Origin of the sequence: Arthrobacter sp. H5 (genome assembly GCF_000520595.1) — a bacterium.
GTDB lineage: Bacteria > Actinomycetota > Actinomycetes > Actinomycetales > Micrococcaceae > Arthrobacter_D.
The window spans coordinates 73,987-83,885 of the sequence record NZ_KI915000.1 but is presented as its reverse complement, the minus strand read 5'-3'; the positions used below and the strand labels follow the sequence as shown (position 1 = coordinate 83,885).

Here is a 9,899-nt window from a genome sequence, read left to right as displayed (position 1 = left end):
CCGGTAGTCGTAATCTTTCTTGGCCAATGGCGCGTAACCCATCCAGCCATCGGTATGCACGATCGCACCGGGAGCGACGGTGTCGGTGATGAATCCGGTCAGCGTGTCGCCGGAGGCATCAGCGATCACTTTCATCCGCACACGCCCTGAACCCTGGCCCCGATGTTCCACCGCAACGACCACCTGCGCCGCTTTGGCGGTGAGATTCCTGCCGCCGCGACGTCCGGTCTCGCGGCCGCCGACCTGGCACTCATCGACGTCGACCTCGCCTGTCAGTAGAGAGCGTTCAGGGTTGACCATGGCCCGACGCAGCTTGTGCAGCATGGTCCAGGCCGTTTGATGTCGGGTGAGGCCAAGTTGACGCTGCAACTGCCTGGCAGAAATTCCAGTTGTTCCCGTGGACATCAGGTAAGCAGCCCAGAACCACAAATGCAGCGCGGTATGGGTCTTGTGCAGGACTGTACCGGCCGTCAGAGACACCTGATAGGCGCAGCCACCGCACTGCCATAGTCGTCGTGCTGCTATCGGCCACGCCGTTGTGCCGCCACACCGCGGACAGACGAAACCCTCAGGCCACCGGCACTGGAACAGATAGTCCAGACACGCCTGCTCATCGCCGAATCTGGCCTGGAAATCCAATATCGTCCGCGGAAAATCTGGCTTGGCCATGAATAAACCCTACCTGAGCTAACCGTTCACCCACTCTCCAGGTTATTTGTTGGCGCTAGCGGACGCGGACGAAACTCGAACCGGACAGATCCGACAATGAATGCAGGATGGTCTCGTTTATACCGTTCATCCCACTGCTTATGACCTGCCCATTACCCACATAGATTGCTATGTGGCCAGGCCGGATAACCAGATCCCCCGGCTGCGGAGAGGACACCACGTCGCCATACGCGTAGAACTGCTCAGGAGCAAGGTCACCGACCGACTTGCCTACTGAGCGAAGGGCCACCTCCACAAGAATCGTGCAATCCTGCGTGGCGCCGATCTGGGAGTAAGCCGAGCCGACAAGCGCAGCGCCCACATTGCTTGATTCAGGAGCCTCGGCAGCCGGTGCAGGCTTCTCGGCTTCAACCTTGACCTCTACTGCAGCCTCTACCGTTGCTGGCTCCGGTGCAACCACTGTCGCTGCTTCTTCGACAGGCGCCTCTACAACAGGTGCCTCTACAACTGGTACCTCTGCGACAGGTGCCTCCGCAACTGGTACCTCTGCGACAGGTGCCTCCGCGAGCGGGGCAACTACTGGGGCCTCGACAACAACAGGTGCCGGAGTGGCTGCGACCGCTGCCCGCTCGAAAGTGACCTTGGCGTCTGAGGGGGCACTCACAACTGCTGCCTCGGCAGTAACCGAGCTCAACGGCGTGACTGACTGGACCGTGCGCTCCGCGTCGGCTGCGCCGTGGGCGGGCAGTCCTGCAGTCAGCACAAGGCCGGATGCAGCAACGATGACCGCTGCTTGGCGGCCTACTGATCCGGCGTTTGAGGAAACAGCCTTGGAGATGGCCGTTAGTGGGCTGGTGTGAACGGGGGCTGCCCTGTGGCGGCCCAGAGAAGAGCTAGTTGACACGTGTGATTGCCTCTCCCAATGCCTGCGGGGTGAGCTGTCGGATTCGGATGGGAGTCACCCGGCCGCTGGTCCAAAATGTCCAGCGACTTAACCCCTAGGGTTTCTTTCGAAACCCAAAATTGGTTCCCCCGCCTCTGCCATGCGATTGTTGCGAACGGACCTCCAGCAGTGGCAGAGCTCGGCAAGCTGCTGAGGGTGCCAAACCTCTTGCGGATTTGGCACGAGTTAGACGGTACAACAGATTTTAATGAATGTCACATTCCGATTACGGAACGGTATGTCGTTGATTACGACGGCGTTCACAGCCAGCCCAACGGGTCCACGGTTTGGCCGTCCACGAGTACCTCAAAGTGCAGGTGGCAACCGGTTGAAGCGCCGGTTGTGCCCACCTTTGCCACCAGCTCTCCGCGGGCAACAACCTGGCCCACGGACACATCAATCACCGAAAGGTGGTTATAGGTTGTTTCAAGCCCGTTTCCGTGGTCCACAACCACGCGATTACCTCCGCCGAAGGCATGCCATCCCGCAAACGTCACGGTACCGGCAGCTGAAGCTTTCACTGGTGTCCCGCAGGATTGGCTGTAGTCCTGCCCCTCATGGAACTCGCCGCCAAATCCGGTAATGGGACTAACGCGGTATCCGAACGGCGAGGTCTTGACCAATTGATCCATGGGGGCGGAAAGTGACCCCTTTGCCTCTCCCGCACTAACCTCACCCCCCGCAGCGGTGACAATTTCCTGCAGCTTTGCCTCGGGGTCGAATTTTCCATGCAGGGCTGCACGGTCAAAGGTGATCGCTGCCTCCGCCGCGGCCTCGATAACGCTTGGTTCAGCGGTTTGCGTCGGTTCGTCCGCCTGCACACTGGGGCTGACCACAGCTGCTGTGGTGGGGACCGTCACCGTGAGCACCATGCCCGTTGCGGCGGCGGCGATGGCCACTTTCTGGCTGAGTCCGGTGAAGGAAATATCCTTGCGTGCACTCGCGGCACGACGCCGTCGGTCACGTCGCTGGAGGTCCCGGGGCCGAACGTCCGGGTGACTGGGTGCGGGGGGAGGCGCCGGCTCTGCCCGCGCCCATCGTTCAAGCCGATGTGCGTCACGCGGTCGCGTTTGGGCAGCGGGAGCACCGGCACGACGGCGTCCCGAAGCGGTGTGCTTCGACAAAAATGTCCCTCTCTCATATTTGCCTACGAAGTTAGCTGTCGGGTTCGAGTTATGAGAAAACTCGGCCCGGCCGCGAACCGGTAAGGGTTCGGCGAGCCGGACTTAACCCCAAGGCGGTCTGCATTGCGCCGCCGTTTGTGGGTCCTCCGCCCCTGTCACATGGGTTCTCAGCATCCAGATCCGCTGACAGGGTTGAGCATACGAATTTAGATAACGCTGAAGTTTCAACGCCAGTTTTCCACTATAGGGCCAAAGACGCAAAAGTTACCGTCCCGTAACCGAAGCTGTGGATAACCTGCGGTTTCCGTGCGCCTTAGACCGGCTGCACAACCGCCACAAACACGTGCGCCGCTACGTCCGGAGGCAGTTCAAGAGCACCCTCGATGCCTGGTACACGGACTGAAATGTAATCGCCGACCGACTCCAGGGTTATCGTTGCACCCGGACGCAGCCCGCCCTCGTCAAGCTGCGTGAGCAACTCCGGCTCAACCTGAATTGGCTCTGCCAGCCGCACCAGGGTCACCGTGGAATCACTGGTGTAATCCGGCATGATCTGGAGCAGGTTGCTGACACCGAACGTGAAATCCTCCGTGGGTGGCCCGCCCAATGCTTCAAGGCCGGGAATCGGATTTCCGTAGGGCGACTCCGTGGGCTGGCCCAGGAGTTCGTAGAGCCGGCGCTCTACCCGCTCGCTCATCACATGCTCCCAGCGGCAGGCTTCGTCATGGACATAGGCCCAATCGAGCCCGATGACATCGGCCAGCAGCCGCTCGGCCAGCCGGTGTTTCCGCATAACACCCACCGCGCGCAGACGCCCTGCATCCGTCAGCTCAAGGTGCCTGTCGCCTGAGACCACCACCAGACCGTCCCGTTCCATGCGGCCGATAGTCTGGGACACGGTGGGTCCGGAATGACGAAGACGTTCCGCAATGCGCGCGCGCAGTGCCACGATGTTCTCTTCTTCAAGCTCCAGTATGGTCCGCAGATACATCTCGGTGGTATCGATGAGGTCCGTCATTTGCGGTTCAGCTCCTAGGCACTGGTGCGGGGTCGGACAGCTGACAAGGATGCGTCGCTGCATAATCGTAGGAACGCCGTTGTCATCCGTGCGCCCCACAAGGTTAACTCATTTCCTGCGCAGCCCGTCAGCCTTGCGCCGGCGGCAATGTTAACAAATACGGGATGCCTGCCGGCCTGGGGCAGAATGTATCGAAGTCCTCCGTCGAAGCAACCTGTCTGGAGCAACCATGAGCAATCCCGCAACCATCCGTATTCCCGCCGATCTGCTTCCCCAGGACGGCCGGTTCGGAGCCGGACCGTCCAAGGTCCGCCCCGAACAGCTTGAGGCTCTTGTCCAGTCCGGCCGGACCCTCCTCGGCACATCACACCGGCAGGCACCCGTCCGCAGCCTGGTGGGTTCCGTCCGGAGCGGCCTGATGGACCTTTTCCAAGCACCGGCGGACTATGAGGTTGTCCTGGGCGTGGGTGGCTCCACAGCCTTCTGGGACGTAGCGGCGTTTGGGCTGGTTGAGTCCAAGGCGCAGCATCTGTCCTTTGGGGAGTTCGGGTCGAAGTTTGCCTCGGCCACCAGCAACGCCCCCTTCCTGCAGGATTCCTCGATCATTTCCGCTGCCCCGGGCACAAGGCCCGTGTCCAAGGCAGAGTCCGGGGTGGACTTCTATGCCTGGCCACAGAATGAAACATCCACAGGGGTAGCGGCACCCGTAGAGCGGGTGCCCGGCGCGGATCACGATGCCCTGATCGCCATTGATGCAACTTCCGCTGCCGGCGGCCTCGCGGTGGACGTCAGCCAGGCCGATGTGTATTACTTTGCGCCGCAGAAAAACTTCGCGTCCGACGGCGGTCTCTGGCTTGGGCTGTTCTCTCCAGCAGCGTTGGAGAGAACAGAGCGCATTAACTCGTCGGGCCGCTGGATTCCCGACTTCCTGAACCTGCAGACCGCCGTGGACAACTCCCGGTTGAACCAGACCTACAACACACCTTCACTGTCCACGTTGGTTACCTTGAACGCACAGGTTGAGTGGCTGAACCGCAACGGCGGGCTGGACTTCGCCACCGGTCGCACCGCGGACTCAGCGGGCCGCATCTACCGTTGGGCGGAGGAGTCGCCTGTCGCGACTCCTTTTGTCCGGCGCGAGGAGGACCGGTCCAACGTCATTGCCACCATCGACTTCGACGAATCGATCGATGCCGCAGCTGTGGCATCGACCCTGCGGGCCAACGGCATTGTTGATGTGGAACCGTACCGCAAGCTCGGCCGCAACCAGCTGCGGATTGCCACTTTTGTGGCCATAGAACCGGACGACGTTTCGGCACTGCTCGCCTGCATCGACTTCGTCATCGATAACGGCTAGCAATCACCGGCGGTCGGCCGGCGTCTTCTGCCCGTCGGCAGGGTCGCGGCCGTCCGTGAGATCGCGTCCAGCGAAGGTCAGCCTGAGTCTCCGCCGGGACATTGTGCGGTCGAATCCAAGTCTCATGTGGTGCGAGCGCCACGCCCAGATGAGCCCTGCTGCGGCGGCGGCGAACCCGGCCGCGGCGGCAACCGCAAGGCTCCAGCGGGGCCCGTAGGCATTGGAGACCCAGCCCACAATCGGTGCACCCAGCGGGGTCCCACCCAGGAAGATTGCGAAGTAGAGGGCCATCACCCGGCCGCGCATGACCTGCTCCGTGGTGGTCTGCACGTACGCGTTGGCACTTGTCATGAGAGTCAGAGCAAACAGCCCCACCGGCACCAGCGAAAGCCCGAACAGCCAGACGTTGGGTGCAATGGCGGCAATCGCACAGGCCACTCCAAACGCGGCGGCCGCGCCAAAAACAAACCGCAGGCGGGGCCGGTCCCGACGCGCTGAAAGCAGTGCGCCCGCCACTGAGCCAACGGCCATGACGGAGGACAGCGTTCCGAACACTCCGGCATCGGTGTTGAATTCGGTTCTGGCCATCGCGGCGATGAACACCGCAAAATTCAGTCCAAACGTGCCCACAATGAAGATGGCGAGCATCACCATCATGAGGTCGGGGCGCCCCCGCACATATCGGAACCCTGCCCGGATCCGCCCCCGGCCGGGCGCGGACCGTGGGAGCACCCTCAATTCATTCCGTCGAATAGTGACCAACACAAAGACCATCGCCCCAAACGTGAGCGCGTTGATCATGAAGACCCATCCTGGTCCAACCACCACGGTGAGAAGCCCGGCCACCGCCGGACCAAACATCCGTGCCCCGTTAAAGGATGCGCTGTTCAGGGCAACGGCATTGGGCAGATAATCGTCCTTCACCAGTTCAGAGACGAAAGTCTGCCGTGCGGGGGCGTCAATAGCCGAGACGAAGCCCAGCGCCAAGGCGAAGGCGTAGACATGCCATAGCTCTGCATGGCCAAACACAACCAGGACACCGAGGCCCACACCAAGCACGGCCATGGATACCTGCGTGATGATCAAAAGTTTCCGCCGGTCGACGGAATCGGCGATCAAGCCTGCCCAGGGCGCCATAAGGAGTTGCGGACCGAGTTGGAGCGCCATCACGATTCCCATGGCAGCCGCGTCCTGGTCGGTGAGGATGTCATACACCAGCCAGTCCTGGGCGGTGCGCTGCATCCAGGTTCCCACGTTGGAAACCAACGCACCGATGAACCAGAGCCGGTAGTTGTGTATATGCAGGGAACGAAACATGCCCATCAGGCAGTCCCTCCCTCGCATACGCACAACTCACTAGGCAACTGGGGAATCGCCTCCGGAGGGTTCAGTGGTTTCCGGTTCAGGGCTCTCCGCGGCGCGCACGTCTCCGGAAGATGAACCATTAGGCGCAGCGTCCTCGCCCTGCGGTGAGTCGCCGGGGAGAACCCGTTCAGCCCAGGGCACCCAGTCGGGGGCAACCAGCGCGCCCTCCGCCGGGAGGAGGCCAAGCTCGCAGACGGTGGCATCCTTACCACGCGGCACGCGTGCCAGCGTGGCAAACCACACCCAGCCGCCGTACCCGGGAACATCAGCCGCGAACCGGTGGGTGACCAGCCGCTCCGCCTCCGGGAACGCGCCCAGGTGCTCTCCGACCGCATTGTCGCCGGCAATCTGTAGTACACCGGACCGTGCAGTATCAACGGCAGCCGCCAGCACGGCATCAGCCTTGGACGGGCGCCGGACCGCACGCCTCTTCGACGGGCTGTCCGGCAACGACTGAAGTTCGCCGGGGGATTCGGGGGGCTCCGTGGAACTCATAATAAGGGCCTAAGCGTCCAGGTCATCGGCAACAGCTCGCAACACTGCCGCGACCTTGCCGGCATGGGACTTATCCGGGTAGCGGCCCCGGCGGAGTCCATTGGACACTTCGTCCAGGAGCCTGATCAGGTCCTCGGTAATCACGGCCATATCATCGGCGCTTTTCCGGGTGGCCTTCACAACCGACGGTGGAGATTCCAGGATGCGTGCCGAGAGGGCCTGCAGGCCCTTTCGGCCGTCGGCGACGCCGAACTCCAGTTTTGTTCCAACCTTGACCTCGGTCACTCCGGCGGGAAGCGCCGATGCGTGCAGGAAAACCTCCTGGCCATCTTCCGTTGCGAGGAATCCGAATCCCTTTTCCGTGTCAAACCACTTGACCTTGCCGATGGGCACGTAATTACCTCGTTCTTGATGATCACTGTGCGGCGTCCGGCGCCTGCGTTGGGTGGACCCAGCATCCGCCGCGAGGTCTCAACCCGGTTTGCGGGGCGGACCGCCTCGCGGTAGCGCTGGGAAGTCTGTGCTTAATAGGATATCCCCTGGACGGGATGCTCCCTGCGCACAGGCTCTCTTGTACGCTAAAAGCGTTATGTCTGAAAACTCCAGCGGCGCAAAGCCCGCACCTGATGGTCAATCATCCACGGAAGTACCCCGCCGCCTAAGCAGCGCGCTCAGATTGCTCACCGTCGCCGCCGTCGTGCTCTCTCTGATCGGCCTGTTCTCGTTGGCCGCAGTGCTGTTGACTGAGTTTCTTCAGGGGCAGGTATGGCTGGGATTCATTGCCATTGCCTACTTCTGCCTCCCGGCCGCGTTTCTTCTCATGGTGGTGTTGGTGATCGCAGGAGTGCGCGGGCGGCACCGCACCTAAGCGCCGGCCGAGGGCAGACCTGTTCCAACGGGGTAACGTTAAGACGGTGTCCGCAATCCGCGCTTTGGCCCAAGATCTGGCCGCACGCAGCGACCTCCAGCTGCGAAATCTCCTTGAGGCGCGCCCGGATCTGATCCTCCCCCCGGTCCCGGATTTCGCGGCATTGGCCGCCCGGGCCTCCACCCGGATCAGCGTCCAGCGGGCATTGGAAAACCTCACGGAGCCGCAGTTGCGCGTCCTTGAGGCAGTACATTTGAGCTGCACTACGGATTCCGGGCTCAGCACAACCGCTGCCTGGCTCAGGAGAGTCATCCAGGGAGCCACCATCAAGGCGCTGGATTCCCTGCTGGCGGAACTCCATGCACTCGCCTTATTGAGGGTGGCGGAGCCACCCGAGGGTGCAGCCGCCGGCGACCGCGGGCGGCGGTTCTACGAACCGGCGCGCACGCTGCATGAGGCGCTGGGTCCCTATCCGGCCGGTCTCGGCAGGTCCGTCCCCGAGCTTGCAAGATTGTATCCGGAATACGCGAAGCTATTGCCTGGCGCGCTGGTGCAGTTCGGCTTGGACGGTGTGGGGGTGGCCCAGGAGGCTACGCCCATGGGCGCCGCCCACGCACTGCATCAGGTTGTCTCGACGGCCGAACTCTGGCAACGCATCATGCTCGCTGCACCCGACCGTACGGCAGAAATGCTGTCCCGGTTGAATGCGTCACCCGTTGGAAGTGCGCTGGCCTCGGACCGCACACCGGCGGCACCTGCCCTGCAATGGCTCCTCGACCGCGGGCTGCTGGTTCGTATCGATGCCTCCCATGTGGAACTACCCCGCCCAGTTGGCAAGGCTGCGCGCGGCCACGTCATTGTGCCGGAGCTGCGTCTTACACCGCCCGCAGTCATTTCCGCCTCCGTCCGAGTGGGCATACGCGACAACGCCGCACACGGCAGCATCGCCGAAACCCTGCGCCTCATCACCGAACTCGTCAACATTGTCGGCGGCTCTCCGGTGACCACCCTGCGCACTGGCGGTGTCGGTGTCCGCGAGCTGCGCAGGCTTGCCGAGGGTCTCCGGGTGGACACGGGTCAGCTCTCCTGGCTGCTGGAGTTGGCAGCCATCTCCGGAGTGATCGCGCTCAACGTGGACACGTCCCGGTGGGCCGCATCGGTACCGGACAACTGGTCCGCGGCTACACGCGAAGACCAGTGGCTGCGCCTGGTGACCGCCTGGTTGGAAGCCGAACGGGCGCCGTCGTTGGTTGGCACCCGGGTCCCCAGCGGAACCACTGTCAACACCCTCGCGGCCGAGGTCAACCGTCCGGACGCTCCGCAGGTGCGGCGGCGGATGCTCAGGGCTGCGCTGGCAATGACGCGGGAAACCAACGACGGCGCCGCCTCGCCCGCCCTTGAACCGGTCAGCCTGATTGAACGGCTCACCTGGCACCAGCCACGGCTGGGCCGTCGGTTTGCCCGGCTGGTCCCCGGGATGACCGTGGAAGCCGCGCAACTGGGCCTGTTGGGGTCGGGCGCGCTGACGGAGCTGGGTGCGCTCATTGCCGAGGAGCAATACGACGACGCCGCCGCCAACCTCCGCGACACGCTTCCGGAACCGCTCAGCCACTTCATGCTGCAGGCTGACCTGACGGCGGTTGCTCCGGGCTACCTTGAACCGTCTGTGGCGCGTGAGCTTGCCCTGTTGTCCACGCCGGAGGGCCAAGGCCCCGCCACCATGTACCGCTTCTCCGCGGCTTCCATCAGAAACGCGCTCGATGAAGGGCAGGATGCAGCATCCATCCTTGCCTTCCTGTCGCACCATTCCGCAACGGAGCTTCCACAGCCTTTACGGTATCTCGTGGAGGACACGGCGGCACGCTACGGGCATGTAACCGTGGGGCAGGCGTTCAGTTTTGTGAAGAGCGACGACGACGCCGCACTCGGTGCGCTCATGACCGACAACCGCGCCGCCGGCCTCGGTCTGGCCATGCTGTCGCCCACTGTGGTGGTTTCCCAGGCCACGCCCACGGAATTGGCTGCGGCGCTCCGCGACCTCGGCTATGCGCCGGCCCTTT

10 protein-coding genes and 2 riboswitches are annotated in these 9,899 nt (G+C 63.0%); of the genes, 3 read left to right on the top strand and 7 right to left on the bottom strand.

The genetic code is table 11. The annotated features are described in order from the left end of the window. The 4 genes from Y708_RS24885 to Y708_RS0113020 all read right to left on the bottom strand — a co-directional run. On the bottom strand, window positions 1-669 hold a 669-nt coding region (locus Y708_RS24885; RefSeq protein WP_035776306.1), incomplete at its 3' end, for an IS1595 family transposase. A gap of 55 nt (window positions 670-724) precedes the next feature. Then, complete coding sequence (locus Y708_RS0113030; RefSeq protein ID WP_028280281.1) at window positions 725-1,573, bottom strand: NlpC/P60 family protein; 849 nt, start codon at window positions 1,571-1,573, stop codon at window positions 725-727. Between the two features lie 5 nt (window positions 1,574-1,578). After that, window positions 1,579-1,764: riboswitch (cyclic di-AMP (ydaO/yuaA leader) on the bottom strand. A 108-nt stretch (window positions 1,765-1,872) separates the two neighbouring features. Then, entirely contained in the window at window positions 1,873-2,511 is a 639-nt protein-coding gene (locus tag Y708_RS0113025; RefSeq protein WP_028280280.1) for a M23 family metallopeptidase, read from the bottom strand. Between the two features lie 230 nt (window positions 2,512-2,741). Beyond that, window positions 2,742-2,945: riboswitch (cyclic di-AMP (ydaO/yuaA leader) on the bottom strand. Between the two features lie 104 nt (window positions 2,946-3,049). Further along, a complete protein-coding gene (locus tag Y708_RS0113020) occupies window positions 3,050-3,754 on the bottom strand; it encodes an iron-dependent transcriptional repressor DtxR (protein WP_028280279.1) in 705 nt (234 codons plus the stop codon). Between the two features lie 229 nt (window positions 3,755-3,983). On the opposite strand from Y708_RS0113020, the gene serC reads away from it, so the two are divergent. Then, on the top strand, window positions 3,984-5,111 hold the full coding sequence (serC, locus tag Y708_RS0113015) for a phosphoserine transaminase (protein WP_028280278.1): 1,128 nt from the start codon (window positions 3,984-3,986) through the stop codon (window positions 5,109-5,111). Between the two features lie 3 nt (window positions 5,112-5,114). On the opposite strand, the gene Y708_RS24880 is transcribed toward serC, so the two are convergent. Genes Y708_RS24880 through Y708_RS0113000 form a run of 3 tightly spaced genes read right to left on the bottom strand, consistent with a single transcriptional unit; the run spans window position 5,115 to window position 7,364 of the window. Further along, on the bottom strand, window positions 5,115-6,434 hold the full coding sequence (locus Y708_RS24880; protein WP_081746781.1) for an MFS transporter: 1,320 nt from the start codon (window positions 6,432-6,434) through the stop codon (window positions 5,115-5,117). 33 nt (window positions 6,435-6,467) lie between these two features. Next, window positions 6,468-6,971: a DUF3027 domain-containing protein gene (locus tag Y708_RS24875; RefSeq protein WP_051478974.1), complete on the bottom strand. Its 504-nt coding sequence runs from the start codon at window positions 6,969-6,971 to the stop codon at window positions 6,468-6,470. A gap of 9 nt (window positions 6,972-6,980) precedes the next feature. Then, window positions 6,981-7,364 carry a cold-shock protein gene (locus Y708_RS0113000; protein WP_028280277.1) on the bottom strand — a complete coding sequence of 128 codons (384 nt, stop codon included), beginning with the start codon at window positions 7,362-7,364 and terminating at the stop codon, window positions 6,981-6,983. Between the two features lie 196 nt (window positions 7,365-7,560). On the opposite strand from Y708_RS0113000, the gene Y708_RS0112995 reads away from it, so the two are divergent. Beyond that, window positions 7,561-7,839: a hypothetical protein gene (locus tag Y708_RS0112995; protein ID WP_155853853.1), complete on the top strand. Its 279-nt coding sequence runs from the start codon at window positions 7,561-7,563 to the stop codon at window positions 7,837-7,839. A gap of 46 nt (window positions 7,840-7,885) precedes the next feature. Further along, on the top strand, window positions 7,886-9,899 hold a 2,014-nt coding region (locus tag Y708_RS24870), incomplete at its 3' end, for a helicase-associated domain-containing protein (protein ID WP_035776241.1).